The sequence below is a fragment of the Cellvibrio sp. UBA7671 genome (assembly GCA_002483145.1).
In the GTDB taxonomy this organism is placed as follows: domain Bacteria; phylum Pseudomonadota; class Gammaproteobacteria; order Pseudomonadales; family Cellvibrionaceae; genus Cellvibrio; species Cellvibrio fibrivorans.
In genome coordinates, this window is sequence record DLHJ01000005.1 from 149,968 (window position 1) to 168,595 (window position 18,628).

The 18,628-nt window shown below is 46.9% G+C and carries 20 protein-coding genes; 7 read left to right on the forward strand and 13 right to left on the reverse strand.

Annotation, left to right across the window (positions count from 1 at the left end; translation table 11 throughout):
* Positions 1 to 13 precede the first annotated feature (13 nt).
* A complete protein-coding gene (locus B4E62_RS07025) occupies positions 14 to 1,210 on the forward strand; it encodes a CvpA family protein (RefSeq protein ID WP_310073740.1) in 1,197 nt (398 codons plus the stop codon).
* Positions 1,211 to 1,223: 13 nt separating this feature from the next.
* On the opposite strand, the gene lpxL is transcribed toward B4E62_RS07025, so the two are convergent.
* From lpxL to B4E62_RS07045, 4 genes are all read right to left on the reverse strand, one after another.
* A complete protein-coding gene (gene lpxL / locus B4E62_RS07030) occupies positions 1,224 to 2,141 on the reverse strand; it encodes an LpxL/LpxP family Kdo(2)-lipid IV(A) lauroyl/palmitoleoyl acyltransferase (protein ID WP_310073738.1) in 918 nt (305 codons plus the stop codon).
* A gap of 157 nt (positions 2,142 to 2,298) precedes the next feature.
* A complete protein-coding gene (locus B4E62_RS07035) occupies positions 2,299 to 3,066 on the reverse strand; it encodes a DUF481 domain-containing protein (RefSeq protein ID WP_310073737.1) in 768 nt (255 codons plus the stop codon).
* A 113-nt stretch (positions 3,067 to 3,179) separates the two neighbouring features.
* Positions 3,180 to 3,404 carry a DUF2789 domain-containing protein gene (locus tag B4E62_RS07040; RefSeq protein ID WP_310073736.1) on the reverse strand — a complete coding sequence of 75 codons (225 nt, stop codon included), beginning with the start codon at positions 3,402 to 3,404 and terminating at the stop codon, positions 3,180 to 3,182.
* Positions 3,405 to 3,509: 105 nt separating this feature from the next.
* The gene (locus B4E62_RS07045) at positions 3,510 to 4,403 is read right to left on the reverse strand and encodes an acyltransferase (RefSeq protein WP_310073735.1); all 894 of its coding nucleotides are present in this window, start codon (positions 4,401 to 4,403) and stop codon (positions 3,510 to 3,512) included.
* Between the two features lie 94 nt (positions 4,404 to 4,497).
* On the opposite strand from B4E62_RS07045, the gene lepB reads away from it, so the two are divergent.
* Complete coding sequence (gene lepB, locus B4E62_RS07050; RefSeq protein ID WP_331351594.1) at positions 4,498 to 5,127, forward strand: signal peptidase I; 630 nt, start codon at positions 4,498 to 4,500, stop codon at positions 5,125 to 5,127.
* A gap of 23 nt (positions 5,128 to 5,150) precedes the next feature.
* On the opposite strand, the gene B4E62_RS07055 is transcribed toward lepB, so the two are convergent.
* Positions 5,151 to 5,681: a 5' nucleotidase, NT5C type gene (locus B4E62_RS07055; RefSeq protein WP_310073732.1), complete on the reverse strand. Its 531-nt coding sequence runs from the start codon at positions 5,679 to 5,681 to the stop codon at positions 5,151 to 5,153.
* An 86-nt stretch (positions 5,682 to 5,767) separates the two neighbouring features.
* Positions 5,768 to 6,943 carry an enoyl-ACP reductase FabV gene (gene fabV, locus B4E62_RS07060; protein WP_310073730.1) on the reverse strand — a complete coding sequence of 392 codons (1,176 nt, stop codon included), beginning with the start codon at positions 6,941 to 6,943 and terminating at the stop codon, positions 5,768 to 5,770.
* A 190-nt stretch (positions 6,944 to 7,133) separates the two neighbouring features.
* On the opposite strand from fabV, the gene B4E62_RS07065 reads away from it, so the two are divergent.
* From B4E62_RS07065 to mgrA, 3 genes are all read left to right on the forward strand, one after another.
* Positions 7,134 to 7,538, forward strand: a complete 405-nt coding sequence (locus tag B4E62_RS07065) for an MAPEG family protein (RefSeq protein ID WP_310073728.1) — start codon at positions 7,134 to 7,136, stop codon at positions 7,536 to 7,538.
* 102 nt (positions 7,539 to 7,640) lie between these two features.
* Positions 7,641 to 8,051 (forward strand): hypothetical protein, encoded by a 411-nt coding sequence (locus B4E62_RS07070; protein WP_310073726.1) that lies wholly within the window; start codon positions 7,641 to 7,643, stop codon positions 8,049 to 8,051.
* A 299-nt stretch (positions 8,052 to 8,350) separates the two neighbouring features.
* Entirely contained in the window at positions 8,351 to 9,364 is a 1,014-nt protein-coding gene (mgrA, locus tag B4E62_RS07075; RefSeq protein WP_331351595.1) for an L-glyceraldehyde 3-phosphate reductase, read from the forward strand.
* Positions 9,365 to 9,418: 54 nt separating this feature from the next.
* Here the strand turns inward: mgrA and B4E62_RS07080 are convergent, their stop codons facing one another.
* From B4E62_RS07080 to creB, 6 genes are all read right to left on the reverse strand, one after another.
* Positions 9,419 to 9,619: a hypothetical protein gene (locus B4E62_RS07080; RefSeq protein ID WP_331351596.1), complete on the reverse strand. Its 201-nt coding sequence runs from the start codon at positions 9,617 to 9,619 to the stop codon at positions 9,419 to 9,421.
* A gap of 1 nt (position 9,620) precedes the next feature.
* Positions 9,621 to 10,016: a VanZ family protein gene (locus tag B4E62_RS07085; protein ID WP_331351597.1), complete on the reverse strand. Its 396-nt coding sequence runs from the start codon at positions 10,014 to 10,016 to the stop codon at positions 9,621 to 9,623.
* 7 nt (positions 10,017 to 10,023) lie between these two features.
* The gene (creD, locus tag B4E62_RS07090) at positions 10,024 to 11,385 is read right to left on the reverse strand and encodes a cell envelope integrity protein CreD (protein ID WP_310073719.1); all 1,362 of its coding nucleotides are present in this window, start codon (positions 11,383 to 11,385) and stop codon (positions 10,024 to 10,026) included.
* A 165-nt stretch (positions 11,386 to 11,550) separates the two neighbouring features.
* The gene (locus B4E62_RS07095) at positions 11,551 to 12,162 is read right to left on the reverse strand and encodes a hypothetical protein (protein WP_310073717.1); all 612 of its coding nucleotides are present in this window, start codon (positions 12,160 to 12,162) and stop codon (positions 11,551 to 11,553) included.
* Positions 12,163 to 12,318: 156 nt separating this feature from the next.
* On the reverse strand, positions 12,319 to 13,782 hold the full coding sequence (gene creC, locus B4E62_RS07100; RefSeq protein ID WP_331351598.1) for a two-component system sensor histidine kinase CreC: 1,464 nt from the start codon (positions 13,780 to 13,782) through the stop codon (positions 12,319 to 12,321).
* Positions 13,782 to 14,498, reverse strand: coding sequence for a two-component system response regulator CreB (gene creB / locus B4E62_RS07105; protein ID WP_310073713.1), 717 nt, complete (start codon positions 14,496 to 14,498; stop codon positions 13,782 to 13,784). Before creB ends, creC begins: the two co-directional genes overlap by 1 nt.
* A gap of 128 nt (positions 14,499 to 14,626) precedes the next feature.
* Between creB and B4E62_RS07110 the strand changes: the two genes are divergently transcribed.
* Positions 14,627 to 16,837, forward strand: coding sequence for an FdhF/YdeP family oxidoreductase (locus tag B4E62_RS07110; protein WP_310073711.1), 2,211 nt, complete (start codon positions 14,627 to 14,629; stop codon positions 16,835 to 16,837).
* A gap of 11 nt (positions 16,838 to 16,848) precedes the next feature.
* Here the strand turns inward: B4E62_RS07110 and B4E62_RS07115 are convergent, their stop codons facing one another.
* A complete protein-coding gene (locus B4E62_RS07115; protein ID WP_310073709.1) occupies positions 16,849 to 17,115 on the reverse strand; it encodes a hypothetical protein in 267 nt (88 codons plus the stop codon).
* Between the two features lie 393 nt (positions 17,116 to 17,508).
* Here B4E62_RS07115 and B4E62_RS07120 point away from each other — a divergent pair, with 393 nt between their 5' ends.
* Entirely contained in the window at positions 17,509 to 18,567 is a 1,059-nt protein-coding gene (locus B4E62_RS07120) for a TerC family protein (RefSeq protein ID WP_310073707.1), read from the forward strand.
* Positions 18,568 to 18,628 lie beyond the last annotated feature (61 nt).

Consider the following 18,628-nt stretch of genomic DNA (forward strand, 5'->3'; position numbering starts at 1 on the left):
GGGAATCATAAACATGCATATCACCACCATCGTCTTTTTTGCATTGCTAGCGTTTTTTACCTGGCGCGGCTACCAGAAAGGTTTTATCGGTTCTATTACCCGCGTACTCGGTTGGATTGTCGCCTACCCGGCAGCGATCGTGTTTACCAAACCCACTGCAAAATTAATCATGCAACACACAGCGCTGGATGGCTTGCTGGTTTATTTTATCGCAGGCAGTGCTATTTTTCTGCTGGTAAGTTTTTTGGTTAGCCTGTTACTCAATTTGCTCGCCAAATTAATTCCTGAAACAGATGCGACCCAGGTAGGTTCAAGAATCGGTGGCGCCAGCGTGGGGGTATTGATGGGAGCACTCGTGGGTTTACTGGTGGTCTACGCAATAGGTTTGGTACTAACCCCCAAAATACAACCGATGCAATATGAGCAAACCGATAATATCCCCGTTACGGACAGCACAGAGCCTACCAATCGCGCACCGGCAACCGGCGTTCCGCATGTGCGCGACCTTGCAAAAAGTAATGACTCATTTATTGAAGCCAGTGCTAAAAAATTAATGGGGAATGCGGCCGCCACCGCAGTGGATTTGGCACTGGATGATAAAACCACCACACAAATCACCAAAGCATTTGTAGAAAACCCGCAAACTATGCTTACGCATGTACAGCAAGTTGCTAATGACGGGCAAATGAAAAATTTAATGGCGGATGAAAAAATCCAATCCATCCTGACAACAGGCGATACCCACGCATTAATGCGCGATCCTGCATTTAAAGAGCTGATGAACAACCCCAGTGTACAAGCGCTAATGTCGCAGTCCGATGTTAATAGCGAGGCGGGTTCGCAAGCGGCGGCAGAAAAAATGGTGCAGGCATGGAATCGCGTGCAGACGATAAAACATGACCCGCGCGTGATTGCGATTATTAGCGACCCTGAATTTCAGCAGCAATTGAACTCATCCAATAAATTACCCTTGATGATGAATCCGAAATTAAACCAACTGACAGAAATTATTTTTAACAGCGAGGTCGAGCCCGCCAATGGAATGGGGAATTATCAAGTACAGGATATTAATGAGGCAACCACAAATACAGCACCAGCCACACAGAATGCTTCAGGCGAGGATGCAAAACCGGCTACTACAATTTACCGCTGGACAGATGAAAACGGGCAAGTCCACTATTCCGACAAACCCGTGAAGGATAAACAATAAAAAGACAAATAAATCAATAAACCGAAGGCTCGCCTTCCGGGCGAGTTTTAAAGCGTGGCTGCGCCCAAAAATATTGGCCGGGGCATTTTAAAATTTCCTGCTCCATAAATTCATTCACGCGGCGTGCATCAGCAATATCATCACCGGTTGGATAATTTTCAAAGGGGGGATGAATGGTGACTGCATAACCGCTACCATCATCCAACCGGCGCTGGGTAAATGGAATTATTTTAGCGCGCCCCATGCGGGCGAACTGACCAGTCGCTGTCACCGTTGCGGTTTGTACACCAAAAAATGGTACAAATACCGACATTTTTTCACCCAGATCGCGATCGGGCGCATACCAGATCATACGGCCTTTACGTAGCTGGCTCACCATTGCACGCACGTTATCGCGGCTAAATGCCATGCCACCTTTGCAATAAGCTTCGCGCCGTGTTTTTTGAAGATAATCGTAAACTGCATTGGCGTGCGGGCGATACATACCATCGTAGTTCACGTGTTGGCCAAGCATGGCGCTGCCAATATCCAGTGTGGTGAAGTGCAAACTTAACAACAGCGCGCCCTGCCCTTCAGCGCGCGCCTGCTCAACATGCTCAACACCGGTAATGGTAAATAACCTGCGCAAGCGCGATTTGGGCCAAAACCAGGCGATACCGGTTTCAAATACCGCCATAGCGGTAGAAAACAATGTTTCTTTTAATAAGATTTCGCGCTCGGCATCACTTAATTCCGGAAAACACAAACGCAAATTGGTCTGTGCTTGATGCAGACGTTTTTTATTTTTACGCAATAACGGACTAAGTCCACGCGCCATCGCCAACTGTAGGCGATAAGGTAATTGCGCAACTAAAAACCACACCCCAACACCCACCCAAGTGAGCCAGTGGCGAGGGGCTAATAACGCGCGTGAAAAATGAACTGAGGCCATAGCGATCTAAATATATAGGGCAGGAAATCCCTGCGATGGAAAAAATACAGATGTGCAAATTATAACGGTTCACTCGCAAAGCGCCTAACAGGACTTGCCACAATCCCTGTGCAGGAGATGCCTGCAGGCACTTTGCCCCCTTATAAAAAGAAGTGAATTAAAAACTGTAAACCAGATTCACAAAGGTCGTGGTATCGGTTTTTTCTTTGCCCGGAGCTACATCGCTGTCATTGGCAATAGCAAAACCCACTTTCATTTTCATACTGCCGTTGATGGATGTTGCCAGTGAGGTTTCACTTTGGGTACGGGTGTTATCCGAACCCGACTCAACACTGATGATTTGTTTGAATTCTGCATTGCTGGTTATTTTCCATTCCAGCGCAGTTGCGGCGCGAAGCATAGCGCCGCTTTCATCTGTAATACTATCGGGAATAGTATCATCATCACTCCCAATCACTTTTTCACCTTCAAAATAACCCGGACCAGCCTCCACAAACCAGTTAAGTGTAGAGCTGGAGTAGAGCCAGTCACCATAACCCAATGCGATAGTGCTATAGGTGCGATAAGCGCCGAATTTATCGTCGGTATGGGAACCAAAACCAAACAGGTAGGATTTTTCCACGCCTAATAAGTAAGCAAATTTTGCGGAACCAAAATATTTTTCTGCGGTTTTTTCTTTGCTGGTGGTTTCATCGTCCTGCTCAACTTCATCTTCTTTGAACAGTGAATTGAAGACGTATTGGTTTTCCCATTTTTCCAAGTTCTGCTTGGCATCTACTTTAAATTGCAGGCTGGTGGTTTCGGTGTTGCCAGAGGTGGCGATTGCACCTATATCGACTTCCACATCCCAGGGGCGTTTTTTATCATCGGCAAACGCGGTGGTAGAGAGTGCAGTAAGCGCAAGTACAAGAGTCAATTTATGCATAGTGAAATCCTGTTACCTCAAGTTAGGAGAGGTGAACCATAACATAGAAAACCTGACGACCAAATGAAAACGACCGGCACATGGCCGGTCGTTAGCTGTGGCGGGAATCGAGATTAGTCGCGTAACAAGCAGTTAAGCTCATCCACAACTTCAGCCCAATCAGAGTGATCCTGACGAGCTTCACGCAGGAATGCCGCTTGTTCGGCAGTCCAGAAGGGGGCGCTAGCCAGAGGTTCAGCTTGCGGCAGCGGATTGTGTTTTTGGATAAAGGCATCAATCTCAGCGGGAGAGTTGGGTAGACCTAATTTGGCAAAAAGATCATTCAGCGTGTAAAACATGCGGCCCTCCTGTCGGTGTGTACGGACTTACATCTTCACAGTGGATTTGCCATTGTGACCAAGTTCCGCAACTAGGATAACGTCTAGCACACTGACTTTCCTAGCTTAATTTTTCCCGCTGGACTTCATTGACTCAATCAGCTCGTCTTTATTTTGCCAGAGTTGGTTAACCCACTGCTGAAAACCCGCGCGGAACTCAGCATCTCCGGTGTAATCGCCAATCAATTCAGCGGGTATAGGCAACTGGCGAATATTTACCTGAATCTGCTTAACTCTCCCGCAAGCGTAATCCCAGTAGGTAGGAATTCCCTCCGGGTAGTGGATAGTCACATCCAGCATGCGATGCAACTGCCCCCCCATAGCACCCAGGGTAAATGCCAGCCCGCCCGCCTTCGGCATCAGCAGATGGCGATAAGGCGAATTTTGCTGTGCCTGTTTAGCCGGGGTAAAACGCGTGCCTTCGAGGAAATTGATTATCGTAACGGGATGATGACGAAAGCGCTCGCAGGCTTTGCGGGTTTGCTCAACATCCTTACCTTTCAACTCCGGATGGCGTGCCAGTTTGGCTTTGGAATAGCGGCGCATGTGTGGGAAGTCCAGCCCCCAGAGCGCCAAACCCAGAACCGGAACCCACAACAAGCTTTGTTTAAAGAAAAATTTGACGCCCGGGATGCGGGCATTAAAGGCGCGCACCAGCACCAGTATGTCAGTCCAGGATTGGTGGTTGGCAATCAACATGTACCACTCATCCCGGCTCAGATCCCCCAGCCCTTGCACTTCGACCTGGGTTGGCAGCGTGTAGGTCTGTTGCCAGGTGTTGAAAATAATCCACAGGTTGGAGACTGCATCCAGTAACCGGTCAATTGCACGCCGCAGGGCAGGCAAAGGCACCAATAATTTGACCATTGCAAAGGGCACCACCACTAAAGCGACCATACAAATGGTGATAGAAAAAATGGCCGTAACTAACACGCCACGCAAATGATTCAGTATTCGCATCGATCTAACCTGTGAACTTGCCTGTGACCCCAGTGTCATAAAGGCTGCGCATTTTTGTGTATTACTCAGCCCAGATCAACCCGAGGGACAATTGATGAAACATTTTTGGATGGAAAATCGTTCACTCTTTTTATTTTTAGCATTGATGTTCTGTTTCCGCAGCGCCATCGCCGATTGGAATGATGTGCCCAGCGGCTCCATGAAACCTACCTTGATCGAAGGTGACCGCATTGGCCTGAATAAAATGGCTTACGATCTGCGTGTCCCTTTCACCCACATTTCACTGTACAAAATCGCCGATCCCGCCCGCGGTGACATTGCCGTATTCGATTCAAAAGTAGCCGACAAACGCTTGGTCAAACGGGTTATTGGCGTACCAGGTGATACAGTAGCCATGCAAGATAACCGCCTTTACATCAACGGTACCGCAATAACCTATACAGCGGCCACCAATGGCGATTGGCTGGAACACTTGCCAGGCAAACATCATATAGTTCGCCTTGATCCGAATGCTAAAACCTACGCAAACTTTGGCCCGGTCACCGTGCCCGCAAACCAGTATTTAATGCTCGGTGATAACCGCGATAACAGCGCCGATTCACGCGTGATTGGTTTTGTACCACGCAGCGAGTTTGTCGGCCGCTCACGTAGTGTTGTTATGTCGCTCGATTATGAGGATTATTTTTTACCGCGCGCCGAACGTTTTTTTCATGGACTGGAGTAACCATTAATTAGACAAGTGTGCGACTAACGTAAAAAATAGTCGCGCACTTCAAGCCAATCATTAACACGCACCTGCCCCAGCTCCGCCATATTGTGCGGCGCAGAAAATAAAATACCCTGCCCCACAAACCCCTCAAAATGACGCGCGCTGTCATCAATTAAATAATCCGCGTGCACTACATTTTTCTTGCCGCAAAAAATAAAATTCATTGGCGATAAAAACGGCAAATATTTCACCAACCATTCGTATTTAGGTGAAAACGAAGTGGGATGCTCCATGGCCGCCGTGGCGATGACAATCTCGTAGGATTCATATAATTCACGAATCACTTCAATTGCATTGTCATAGGGTGGGATATCGTCAAAAAACGCGGGAATATCAGGGTAAGCACGCACACGCGCAACATGCGCTTCGGGAACTTTGTGGTAAATTTTAGTCGCGTATAAATCGGCTTTGGTGAGGTTTTGTTGGAACTCGGTGTTGTACCAATCGAGGTGGCGAGCCAGGGTGTCGCAGATGGTCTCATCCATATCTATCGCAATACGTTTACGCATTCAGGCTCCGGATAAAAATAAAGATCGATAAAAACAATGGCAGATAAAAAAATCCCCCGCCGAGGCGAGGGACTGTGTAGCGGGGATTAGAAATTCGTCTGCACCAGCGGCGATGTTTCCGCATCGTAATCCACACCATTTAAACCAAAACCGAACAAGCGCAGGAATTCCGCTTTGTATCCCGCAAAGTCGGTCAGTTCAAACAGGTTTTCTTCTGTTACTTGTTCCCAAATTGCTTCTACTTTGGTTTGCACGGAAGGATGCAACTCCAGTTCATCTACACGATAGCGGTTGGCATCATCCAAACGTGGAGTGGCAGAGTACAAACACTCTTTGAACAAACGCTGGATCTGCTCGATACAACCTTCATGGGTGCCCTGCTCTTTCATCACTTTGAACAGGATTGCCAAATACAACGGCATTACCGGAATTGCAGAACTGGCTTGGGTTACAACCGCTTTTAATACCGCGACGCGAGCATTACCACCGTGTTTTGCGCTCAACGCTTTTGCTGCGCGATCCAAATCTTCTTTGGCTTTACCGATAGTCGCCTTGCCATAAATTGGCCAGGTCAGTTTATCGCCGAGATAGGTGTAAGCAACGGTCTGGAAATTGTCGGCCAGCAAATCAGCACCTTTGAGGGCATCAATCCACATTTCCCAGTCTTCACCGCCCATCACTTTGACGGTGTTGGCGATTTCTTCGTCGGACGCTGGCTCGATGGTGACATCAGCAATTTTCAGCGTATCGGTATTAAGATTTTTAGAGATGTACTGTTTGCCGATTGGCTTGAGTACCGAGTTGTAAACCTCACCGGTTTTCGGGTCGGTGCGGCGTGGCGAGGCCAAGCTGTAAATCACCAGATCCACTTTGCCAATCGAGTTTTTTAATTCGTTGATCACCTGATCTTTCAATGCATCAGAAAACGCATCGCCATTGATGGTATGCGCATACAAACCAACGGCTTTGGCAGCATCGTGAAAGGCAGATGTGTTGTAGTAACCCGCAGTGGCTGTTTTGCTCTCACTTGGCTCTTTTTCAAAGCACACGCCCAGAGTATCGGCGCCGCCGCCAAATGCAGCAGTAATACGCGAGGACAACCCAAAACCGGTAGAACAGCCCAGCACCAATACTTTTTTCGGGGCATTGGCCACAGGTCCTTTGGCTTTAGTGAAGGCGATTTGCTCTTGGACGTTAACCGCACAACCTTGCGGATGGGCGTTGGTACAAATAAAACCGCGAACTTTAGGCTTGATAATCATGGATCTACCTTGTAATGGCTGGTTGAGAAAGCTAAGAAAGTGATGCACGCCAGCGGGCCGGCAAACAAAGGCGGCCATTATAGTGCCAGAATCAGCGAATGTCCCCCTGCAGCGATTCGCACTGGCTAGCCCCCGGGAAATACAGCTATAGTGCAAGCGCCTTATAACAATCAGATGAAGGACTAATCCTATGCTCTACCCGCTATTTGCTATGGTGCTAGTTACCTTTGCAGTCGCCGTCTACCTGTTCCGCTTGCGTGTAAAAGCCGTCAAATCGGGTGAAGTCAGGCTCAGCCAATTTCGCCTCAACAATGGTGAAATACCCGAATCCATGGCCCAGGCAGCACGTAATTACACCAACCTGTTTGAAGTTCCAATGCTGTTTTATACCGCAGGGGCAATTGCCATAGCACTCGGGATACAGGTACCGGCGATGATTATTACCGCCTGGATTTTTGTCCTGGCACGCATTGCCCACAGTTGGATCCATCTGACCAGCAACAATGTGATCCATCGCATGCGCGCCTACATGTTGGGGAACATTTGTGTACTGGTGATCTGGGGGATATTGGTCGCCAGCTATGCGACGCGTTAACGCAGAAATGGCGCAAAAAATTGCACTATATGCACTGGCGCACTGAATACTTCATGGCAGCGCGTTATGCTGATGAAGTTTTCACCAACAGAGGTACCTATTATGAACAAACAAATTGCCAGTCTCCTGATGTGTTTCGGTGTGTTGGCAAACCTGCCCGCACAGGCGGACGACCTGGGCATCAATGTAGTGTTGGAAGGTGAAGTCGCACCTGGTGTCTACGGCCGTGTTGAGTTGGGCAAAGACTCACATCCGGACATTTACTATCCACAACCCGTTGTGATAGTTAAAGAGCCGCGTTATTCCAAATACAAACCCGTTTATCTGCACGTGCCGCCCGGCCATGCCAAAAACTGGGGCAAACATTGCCATAAATACCATGCCTGTGAACGGCCAGTATATTTCATCAAATCAATCGAATACGAAGAAAGCTACCAACGCGAACACGAGCATGACCACGAGCATAAAAAATCGAAAGGAAAGGAAAAGGGTAAGAAACACGATAAGCACTAACACCAAAAATCCCTGCCAGATAAACTGGCAGGGATTTTTTATGCAGAAAATAAAACCATTACGTGATTGCAACGACCAGTTAAGCCAATCCATATAAGACGAATGGCCAAGCGTGACTCGCCGCCAAAACGGAACGCATTTAACGACACCAGAGCAAACAAGTTAATTCTCCAGAGAACACTTATAGCTACTTTTCTTTACACTCCCCCAAGCTTGTTTACCCGGCTTTTCAGGTAAAATGCGCGCCTCCGATCAGGTCTGTTTCCCCCACAATATTCACCACAATCCCAGGATAAAAAATGATAACCCACGAACCTAACCCGCTTTACGTCGCTAATCCCGATCGTTACAAAACCATGAAATTCCAGCGCTGTGGTAAAAGCGGCTTGCGTTTGCCACGCTTGTCACTGGGTTTGTGGCAAAACTTCGGAGCAGTAGATTCGCAAGCTAACGCTCGTGCCATGCTACAACGCGCATTTGATTTGGGTATCACCCACTTTGACTTAGCCAATAACTACGGTCCGAACTTTGGTTCGGCAGAGTCCACCTTCGGCGCAATCTTCAAACAGGATTTTGCGCCCTACCGCGATGAATTAATTATCTCCAGCAAAGCCGGTTATGATATGTGGCCAGGCCCCTACGGTATTGGTGGCTCGCGTAAATATTTAGTGAGCAGTTGCGACCAAAGCTTGAAGCGCACCGGCCTTGAATATTTCGATATTTTTTATCATCACTGTATGGACCCGGAAACACCGATTGAAGAAACCATGCAAGCGCTGGATTTTATCGTCCGCTCCGGTCGCGCACTCTATGTGGGAATTTCAAATTATCAACCAGCGCAAACCAAAGAAGCCGTGCGTATTTTACGTGAGCTGGGTACACCCTTGTTAATTCATCAACCACGTTACAACATGTTTGACCGCTGGATTGAGAATGGTTTGACGGATGTATTAAAAGAGGACGGTGTTGGATCCACTGTTTTCTCACCACTCGCTCAAGGCGTATTGACCAACAAATACCTGAACGGTATTCCAGAAGGTTCACGTGCTGCACGCGCGGAACAAATTTATCTGGGTGACAAAGACATCACTCCGGAAAAAATCCAAAAAGTGCAAGCGCTGAATAAAATTGCAGAATCACGCGGCCAGTCACTGGCACAAATGGCGATTGCCTGGACGCTGCATAATGATGCGGTTACCACCTGTTTAATTGGCGCCAGCCGCCCTGCGCAAATCGATGATTCCGTTGCGGCATTAAACAATTTGAACTTCAGTGCTGAAGAACTGGCAAAGATTGAAGCTATTCTGAAGTAAAAATTGAAAAAACGGGGGATTCGTGGTTACAAATCCCCCGTGATTCATTTACATTTAACCAATCACCCGCGCATAATTTTCCTTCAAGTTTTTTTGTGGATAAATGATGGAGTGCGCCTCAACAGCACCACACATAAAAACGCCGACCAAACAAATCCTTCCCAAGATTCCACGCATCCACAGCCAGTAAGTGATTAACCCAAACAGAATCACTGGCAATACCAGTATCAATAGCGAAGCGGCTATTACCCCCATATTAATTCCCACCTTTTTTAGTATTTACCAAAAACGCAGCAATACCAACACCCAACAAATCCGCTAATAAATCCCAGCCATCCAAACTGCGTGTTGCAAAAAAGCCTTGCGATAATTCCTCTGCTGCCGCAAAACCAAACACCAGCAAGCTGCCTAGTTGAAACCGTACAGACTTTATTAGCACAACTCGCCGATTGAGCAATAAATTAAGCAACAACGCCAACCCTCCATACAGCCAGACATGCCCTAACTTATCGCCGTAAGGAATTGAATCGGCAGCACTCATCAAAATATTATCTGCACCCCTATCTGCCTCATAGATAATCCACAAAATAAATCCGAAAAAGACAGAAAAGGCGATACATAAGGGTTGGCGGCAATAATTCAAAAAACTCATCGACCTATCACTCCTTTATCGAATCCGCTTTGCCATTCCCCAATGAATACCAATCCACTTTGCGAGTCAGCATCATAAATACGCCAAGCAATACAAAGAGCAGTAGAGAACCCATCAGCAGCGCGTAGTCTTCTGCACTTAACAGTCCGTAGAGCAAGGCATATAAAAAACTCAAACCTGTTGTAAACCCGATACCGCGCCAGATGCTCTGTAATACATGGGAGACATAAAAACCAATCAACATTACACAAGCGATTGACGACAACGCGTAAGCAGAAGCAAAACCTATATGCTCGGCAAGCGATAACAATAACAAGTAGAAAAATGCCAAAGCCATACCCACCAAACCGTATTGCACCGGGTGCACCTGCAAACGTTTAAGCACTTCAAACAAAAAGAAACTGGCAAAGGTTAAGGCGATAAATAACAGTGCATATTTAATGGCGCGATCACTTTTTACATACTGGTTAACAGGATCAATTAAACTCACACCAAACTGGCGCTGCTGGTATTGGTCGCACTCATTACTGCGCACACAGGTGTAAAAGTATTCGGAAAAGTTGGTAGAGAAGTAAGAGGTTTGCCAGCGGGCTGTAAAGCCAGTTTCCGCCACACTGCGCTCCACAGGTAAAAAGTTTCCAATAAATCGCGGATGTGGCCAATCAGAGTGCAGCTCTACGTGTGTCTCTTTTCCGATCGGCGAAAAATGCAACTGCTCTGTACCATCCAAGAGCAAATTAAACGTAAAACCCAATTTTTGACTTTGTTCATTTGCTACCTGCAATACATCCAATGGAAAAGCAGCGTGAACGCCGTCGCCCAGAATTTTAAGTTCTGACCCAGGCTCAAATTCATAGGATTGATTATTTAATTGCAGTTTCAATGAATTTTTAATGCCGCGGATATCGCTGATACCCACTGCGACATAGGGTTTGAGAAACGTGTAGTCAGAAAAATTATTTTTAATACCGTAATCTGCCGGCACCATAAAATGGCCATCTACACGGGTATCTGCGTGATAAAGGCGCGCCGCATATATACCCAGCTTACGCAATTCGGTAGTGATATCTCCATTCACACGAAATAGATCCGGCAAAAACTGCAATTTACCCGAGACTGTACGTTCTTCTACCACCCGTTCACTTTTTTCGTTTACTGTCCAGGTGCGCTCAATCTTGGTGTAGGGCACCACTAGTACCGGCCCAACCAAGGTTTGGCTATGGCTGGAGCTGTTGGCAATATCGCGTATAACTTGCTCGCTGTATGCACGGCGCTCATCGATTGAATTGCCAATCATCCCAATAGGAATCAGCAGCAATAACATCAACAGGCCGATGGCGAGGAATTTGAACAACAAAGGGCGCTTCATGGGTTTCTCCTTAGGGTTTAAGTAGGAGAAATCATGCGCGCCCCAGTTGGAGGATTTATGTGGGGAATATGGAGTTTATGTGGAGTTTTGATGCACTGCAACGGCGAGCATTCGCACTAAAAGCAGAATACCCGACAATCGCACACACAATCGGGGTGATATCACTTAGTGTTCAGATGAGCTGTTGACTGAATTAAACACTACTTGTTTTTTGTAGGGGAACACAGTACGGAATTTTTTAATCAATTCGTCATTAAACTTTTTCATGCGTTTGGATATCAACACATTGCCTGAGGAAAAGGTCGAATTACAAAGCTCGTTATCTCTTTTGCACAAGCCCTCTACTTGAATTGGCGAGGCAAAAAAGTACTGCGCAAAATGCTTTTCAAATTTATCCATATCTGCGGGTGTCAGCAATAATTGTTCATCATCGACTGTTGCAGCAACCATCAAAAATGCCTGACTGGAATCCTTAACAACCGGAGCGCCATTGACTTTTACACTCGCCAAATCAACATTCAGTACCCGCTTGCGCTCAAAATAAGAAACCACAAAACGACCTTCCGTTTGCTTACCCTTCTCCTGATAGATAAAACCATACCAATCGGCTTTGCTGGTTTTAACAATATCCAACTTCGCACCACCCTCTTCTGCGACCCAACTTCCATCCAACTGCTCCATAGACGCCGGAGCTTCCATACCCCCCAGAGGGTTGTTCAGCACGTCTTTGCAGGCCGCAAGGGAAAAGATTAACAGGACAGGAACGAATACTTTCATCAATAACGGCATTCTTGGCTTTACCCTCAAGTTTAGGCATAGTGCAGGAGGTTTTAATCCACCCCAGTGGCCTGGGGCAGAATCAGGGGCGGAGCTTATTTTTTTGTGCTGGTGGAAGATGTAAAAAATTGTACACAAGCAGCCTATACATTAACCTCACCCAAGATTACTAGACAGCACAAGTGGAAAATTCACGACTGCAACCACCCCGTTATGCGTATTGTGCAATTCAAGATTTCCACTATGCAAAGCAACGACTTCCTGCACAAAATTCAACCCTAAACCTGTGCTCTTTTTTCCCGTTGCGGGGCGCGGTAAGGAGAAAAAACGTTCCGTTAAACGCGCAAAGGCAAAATCGGGAATGGGTTCCCCTTGATTGGTTATTGACAAAATTAATTGGTCATTTTCTTTGTGTGTACGCACAGAGATAACACCCGCTCGCGGAGTAAAATCGAGCGCGTTGTCGAGCAGGTTATTAATCGCCTGGCGAAGTAAAAACAATTCGCCGATAACTCTCGCATCTGGAGTGTAGTCTTTTTTAATCTGTATTTGCTGCTGGGCTATACGCGCCATTTGGTTATCGAGCAACTCATCCAGCAGCAGATTAAGATCAATCGGTTTTGGGTCATGCAAGGTTTGCTGTTGCTCGACCAAGGCCAAATTTAACAAGCGCTCAATAAGCTGTTGCAGGCGAAGACTTTCGCTGTCGATATTATTGATAAACCGCTGCCGCTGCTGATCATTCTCCGGTGTTTGCAATAGCGGCGACTGCAATAATTCTGTGGCTGCGCGGATACCGGCAAGTGGGCTTTTTAATTCATGTGCAAGTGTTTGTACATAGCGCTCAATATAGGCTTTTCCATCCAGTTCAGAGCGCATGGATTCCAATGCTTGCGCGAGCTGGCGCAATTCACCACTGGCAATTTTACTTTCGGGAATTATCGCGCGCTCTCCCTGGCTGACGTTGACGGCGTATTCGCGCAACTTGCGCAGCTCGCGGCTCAACCACCAGGAAAAAATTGCCCCACTCAATAAACCCAATAAGATTAAACCGCCACCCAATATCCCCAAACGACGCTGGGTACGATCAATAAACGGCTGCACACTGCGATTGGGTTTGGCAACTGAGACCACACCGATAATCTCATCCCCCTCTTTTATCGGCGCTGCCACATACATAATGCTGGAGCTTTCATCGCCCTCAATTTCATGGGAGGAGCGCGCACCGTATTTTCCTTGCAGCGTCAGATAGACATCATTCCACTGTGAATAATCCTGTCCAACTGCAATATTTTTTGAATCGAGCAACACAATGCCATTTTTATCAGTGACATAAATCCGGTGATTGACAGCAAATTTATTGACGCCCCAAATACTCGCATTAGGCGTGCGCTGGCCGTAAGCGCGAAAAATATCTGCGTAGAATTCGTTGTTGATTTTATTATTAAGCATAGGCTCGCGCAAAAACTCAGCGAGCAAATTGGCGGTATCAACCAATGTCTCTTCCGTGGATTGGCGTACACCAGGGCGAATTTCTTCCATTACTGTGCGCAAGACAAAATAACTGCAGAGCGCAACAAAGAGCATGTAGATAATAAAAATGCGTAAGCTCAGCGACATTAATGAATTTCCGGCTGATAGCAATAACCAAAACCGCGTTGAGTTTTGATCGGGTCGGCGGCGGCCTTTACCGCGCGCAACTTCGCGCGCAATGTTTTGATATGTCCGTCAATGCTGCGGTCATAGCCCGCATCAGCGGTTGCACCGACGGCAGTCAGCAATTGATCGCGACTGAAGACCCGCCCCGGCTGCTCAACCAATGCTTGCAACAAATAATATTCAAACCGTGTGAGTTGTAGCAATTGTTGGTAGTAATGGATCGTTTTACGTTCACTATCGATTATAAATTCGCGCTGTTTTTCTGGTACAGGTAATAATTCATTGGTTAGGGATAAGTCACTCGCTGCAATAACTGGTCGCACGCGTTTTAAAATGGCTTTCACCCGCGCCGCCACTTCACGTGGACTAAAGGGTTTTACCACGTAGTCATCTGCACCAATCTCCAATCCGACAACACGGTCCAGCTCATCGCCACGGGCGGTTAAAAACATCACCGGCACTTCGGAAAATTTACGCAGTTGTTTGCAGGCTTCAAAACCGGTCATATCAGGCAACCCCACATCCATAACAATCAAGTCCACCGGTTGCGCTTTAATGTAGGCAAGCGCCTTGCTTGCCAGGCTTTCCCAATGGGTACTAAAGCTCTCCGCTTGCAGTACAAAAATCAGGCTCTCGGCAATAGAGGGCTCATCTTCCAGAATTACAATATGAGGCATAGGGAGTTCCAATCACTCTTATTTAGCGTGGCCTGATTCTACAAGAAAGCGGGCTATTTAACGTATTGCAATGCAACAGAATCCGCCCTACCCTCTTGCTATCGCATTAACCGCTTGGCTGAACGCTTATGTCTGTAAAAGATTCTACCCCCGCCGAACCCATTACCATTGTCGGTGGTGGCCCCAAAAAGGTTCTCTACACATTAAAGACCGTTGCGCGTATCGGCTTGCTCAATTCGGCGAAAGCGCTCAATAGCAAAAATACCTGTAAAGCCTGCGGTTTGGGAATGGGCGGCCAACGCGGCGGCATGACCAATGAAAAAGACGAATTCCCCTCAGTCTGTAATAAAAGTATTCAGGCGCAATCGACCGATATACAACAACCCATCCCGACCGACTTATTCAATCACACATTGGATGATTTTAAACAGCTGAGTGCTTACGAACTTGAGCATCTCGGGCGTTTGAATAACCCCTTATTTAAATCCGCCGACGGCAATAAATACTCACCCGTCAGCTGGGAATTTGCGTTGGATAAAATGGCGCGCGCGTTTGCCGCAACCAAATCCGAGCGAAGCTTCTTTTATTCTTCTGGCCGCTCATCTAATGAAGCCGGCTTTGTATTGCAATTGCTCGCGCGTTTGTATGGCACAAACAATGTCAACAATTGTTCCTATTATTGTCACCAAGCAACTGGGGTTGGATTACAGAACGTCATTGGCAGTGGTACCGCAACGGTGTCACTGGAAGATGTCGGCAATTGCGACTGTATTTTTGTGATAGGTGCCAACCCTTCATCCAACCATCCGCGCTTTGTGCACCAATTAAAAAATTGCCGCGAGCGCGGTGGGCAAGTGATTGTGATTAATCCAGCTAAAGAACCCGGACTGGTGCGCTTTGCGGTACCTAAAAGTGCCAAATCCATGCTGAGCGGCGGCACCTGGATTGCATCGGAATATGTGCAACCCAAAATCGGCAGCGACCTTGCATTATTTAAAGGGATCGCTAAAGCGCTGCTGGAATCCAACCAAATTGCAACTGATTACATCGCGCAGTACACGGATCATTTTCAAACATTTAAATCTGATATTGATAATACTGACTGGCAAAAAATTATTGATACTTGCGGTGTCGATAAAGAAAAAATAATCGCACTCGCCAATGCCTATGCACAATCTGAAAAAGCGATTTTTGCCTGGGGTATGGGAATTACTCATCATTTACACGGCGTAGAAAATGTTGAGGCGATTGCTAACTTAGCCTTATTGCGCGGCATGCTTGGCAAACCTGCTGCGGGTTTATTACCGCTACGCGGCCATAGCAATGTACAAGGCATAGGCACTGTGGGTGTTAAACCCATTTTAGCGGAAGATGTGTTACAACAGCTCGAACAGCATCTGGGTGTACAGCTGCCGCGCACCAAAGGCATGGATACACTCGCCTGTTTAACAGCGGCATATGAAGGAAAAATTGACACCGCATTTATCATGGGTGGCAATTTATTTTCGGCCACTCCCAATAGCGGATGGGCACAAGAAGCGCTGGATAAGATCAACTTTAAAGTTTATTTAACCACGACGTTAAACGCGGGCCACATCACCGGTATGGAAACCAGTGAAGCGTTAATTTTACCTGTCACTGCACGCGATGAAGAGTGGCAAGCCACTACGCAAGAATCCATGTTTAATTATGTGCGTTTGAGCGATGGCGGTATTGATCGCTTACATAATGTAAAACCGGAAGTGGAAATTCTGTGCGAGCTGGGTAAACGATTACTGCCAGATTGCCCGCTCGATTTTAACCAACTCAAACAACACAATTCTATTCGCGCCGCGATCGCCGCAACTATTCCCGGATTGAGTGAATTAAAAGATATTGCACAAACCAAACAAGAATTCACCATCAAGAACCGCTTGCTCGACACACCAACATTTAAAACAGAAAACACAAAAGCCCAATTCCAAACCAATCCGCTGCCTACACCAGTAACCAGCGCTGAATATCCTTTTTTACTCGCCAGCATCCGCAGTGAAGGCCAATTCAATTCGATTATTTATGAAGAGAGCGATTCCTATCGCGGCACTGATACTCGTTGGTCAGTTTTGATGAATCCAGCGGACATAGGTGAACTGGGAATTGCGGCGGGAGATTGCGCGAACATCCAATCGCCACAGGGAGTAATGAAAGCCGTAAAAGTGTTTGCGTTTGATTTGCCGCGCGGCAATGCCATGGCCTACTATCCTGAGGCCAACGTGCTGATTGCCACCACACACGATCCGCGCAGTAAAACACCGGCATTTAAGTCAGTGCCAGTGAAAATAACGGCAACAGCACATTGAGGAAATTCATCTTAAATGGATACGCTAATACTGGGTTGGGGAGATCTACGCCTATCTTTACCGGCGCGTGTTTCCAACATGGGAGCGCCTGATTTATTACGCCGGTCTTGTTGCTTGCGGCGCTCTACTCCACCGGGGGGGCCTATTGCATCAAGCCCTGCGGAGCGATCGCCTTTCTGGTGCTCATTGGCATAGGCACTAACTGCTGTCGTAGCTGTAGGACGGCTGGGTGCCTTTACCGATACCGGTCGCGGTTGAATGGGGCCTAGATATACCATGGGGATTCCTGTTGCGTCTAAATTCGCACGCTGCAGTCAATTTATCGGCAGAGAATTGGATATCTTTAACCTTAAAACCAATAACAACATATTTCTGGCTCGCAGATCACATTTTGACCAATGCATTAGTGCAAGCCGCAGCTAGAAATCAATGCCGCCGTTGGCGTGTTAGCCAACGTAAAAATACTTGACTGAAATGCTGGGTTTTTCAATAATCCGATTCACGAAGGGGAGTAGTTACCACCGCGCAGGTCGTCAATACGAGTCAAAGCTCCGGTCGCGCGGGCAAGAGAATCTCTTGTAAACGAGACCTTTGTCGCAATGACAAAGGCTTTCGTACATTCCTGATTTGCCCGTCATTGCGTCAATTAAACTGACCTTGATGGAGCTTCCATGATAAACATTTTTACTTTCTCATCTCTTTCCGGTGCCTCGTCCGGGCAAACCCTTACTGATGCCGTACAAACGGCCAATGACGCAACCAGCTCGTTTCAATCTATTGGAACCTGGTGGATGTGGCTGGCATTTTTTGCGATTGTGATAGTTGTGCTCGCGATTGATTTGATTTTTGTCGGCGGAGGAAAACAACACCGTGTCTCGCTAAAAGAAGCTGCCAGTTGGTCGCTGGTATGGGTGGGGCTGGCATTGAGCTTTGGCGCTGGCTTGTGGTTTTATCTGGATGCCAATTACACCCGCGAATTTGCTACCAGCAAAACATTGGAATATCTCACCGGTTACTTGATTGAAAAATCGCTTGCAGTAGACAACGTCTTCGTGTGGCTAATGTTGTTTAATTTTTTTGCAATTCCGTTTGAACTGCAAAAACGTGTGCTCACCTATGGTGTGTTAGGTGCAATTATTTTACGCACCATTATGATTTTCGCTGGCGTCTGGTTGCTCGCACATTTTCATTGGTTGCTCTATGTATTTGGTGCCTTCCTGTTGATCACAGGTATCAAAATGTGGTGGATGGCAGACAAGGAAATGGACCTCAACAACAACCCAATACTCAAGTGGCTAAAACGTCATTTTGCGATCAGCGATCATTTGGATGGTGAACGTTTCTTTGTGATAGTAAATGGGGTGAAATTAATGACCCCCCTATTTCTGGTATTAATCATGGTGGAGATTTCAGACGTTATTTTTGCTGTAGATTCAATCCCCGCCATTTTTGCTATTACGTCTGATCCTTTTATCGTTCTGACATCAAACATTTTTGCAATTCTCGGATTGAGAGCCATGTACTTTTTGCTGGCAGATATGGCCGATAGATTTACCTACATAAAATATGGACTGGCATTGGTGTTGGTATTTATCGGTATTAAAATGTTGTTGATCGATATCTATAAAATTCCGACTGGCATTTCACTCGCGACAGTTGCATTGCTGATCGGCGGTTCTGTGCTTATCTCCTGGATAAAAACCAAACCTTCCAACTCGGCAACACAGTAATAAAAAAGCCTCCCTCGTTGTGCGAGGGAGGCTTTTTATGTCAACTTATTTTTAGGACGGC

Coding starts and splice junctions, on each gene's coding strand:
- B4E62_RS07025 (WP_310073740.1), top strand. CDS start 14: ATGCATATCACCACCATCGTCTTTTTTGCATTGCTAGCGTTTTTTACC.
- lpxL (WP_310073738.1), bottom strand. CDS start 2,141: ATGGCCTCAGTTCATTTTTCACGCGCGTTATTAGCCCCTCGCCACTGG.
- B4E62_RS07035 (WP_310073737.1), bottom strand. CDS start 3,066: ATGCATAAATTGACTCTTGTACTTGCGCTTACTGCACTCTCTACCACC.
- B4E62_RS07040 (WP_310073736.1), bottom strand. CDS start 3,404: ATGTTTTACACGCTGAATGATCTTTTTGCCAAATTAGGTCTACCCAAC.
- B4E62_RS07045 (WP_310073735.1), bottom strand. CDS start 4,403: ATGCGAATACTGAATCATTTGCGTGGCGTGTTAGTTACGGCCATTTTT.
- lepB (WP_331351594.1), top strand. CDS start 4,498: ATGAAACATTTTTGGATGGAAAATCGTTCACTCTTTTTATTTTTAGCA.
- B4E62_RS07055 (WP_310073732.1), bottom strand. CDS start 5,681: ATGCGTAAACGTATTGCGATAGATATGGATGAGACCATCTGCGACACC.
- fabV (WP_310073730.1), bottom strand. CDS start 6,943: ATGATTATCAAGCCTAAAGTTCGCGGTTTTATTTGTACCAACGCCCAT.
- B4E62_RS07065 (WP_310073728.1), top strand. CDS start 7,134: ATGCTCTACCCGCTATTTGCTATGGTGCTAGTTACCTTTGCAGTCGCC.
- B4E62_RS07070 (WP_310073726.1), top strand. CDS start 7,641: ATGAACAAACAAATTGCCAGTCTCCTGATGTGTTTCGGTGTGTTGGCA.
- mgrA (WP_331351595.1), top strand. CDS start 8,351: ATGATAACCCACGAACCTAACCCGCTTTACGTCGCTAATCCCGATCGT.
- B4E62_RS07080 (WP_331351596.1), bottom strand. CDS start 9,619: ATGGGGGTAATAGCCGCTTCGCTATTGATACTGGTATTGCCAGTGATT.
- B4E62_RS07085 (WP_331351597.1), bottom strand. CDS start 10,016: ATGAGTTTTTTGAATTATTGCCGCCAACCCTTATGTATCGCCTTTTCT.
- creD (WP_310073719.1), bottom strand. CDS start 11,385: ATGAAGCGCCCTTTGTTGTTCAAATTCCTCGCCATCGGCCTGTTGATG.
- B4E62_RS07095 (WP_310073717.1), bottom strand. CDS start 12,162: ATGAAAGTATTCGTTCCTGTCCTGTTAATCTTTTCCCTTGCGGCCTGC.
- creC (WP_331351598.1), bottom strand. CDS start 13,782: ATGTCGCTGAGCTTACGCATTTTTATTATCTACATGCTCTTTGTTGCG.
- creB (WP_310073713.1), bottom strand. CDS start 14,498: ATGCCTCATATTGTAATTCTGGAAGATGAGCCCTCTATTGCCGAGAGC.
- B4E62_RS07110 (WP_310073711.1), top strand. CDS start 14,627: ATGTCTGTAAAAGATTCTACCCCCGCCGAACCCATTACCATTGTCGGT.
- B4E62_RS07115 (WP_310073709.1), bottom strand. CDS start 17,115: ATGGTATATCTAGGCCCCATTCAACCGCGACCGGTATCGGTAAAGGCA.
- B4E62_RS07120 (WP_310073707.1), top strand. CDS start 17,509: ATGATAAACATTTTTACTTTCTCATCTCTTTCCGGTGCCTCGTCCGGG.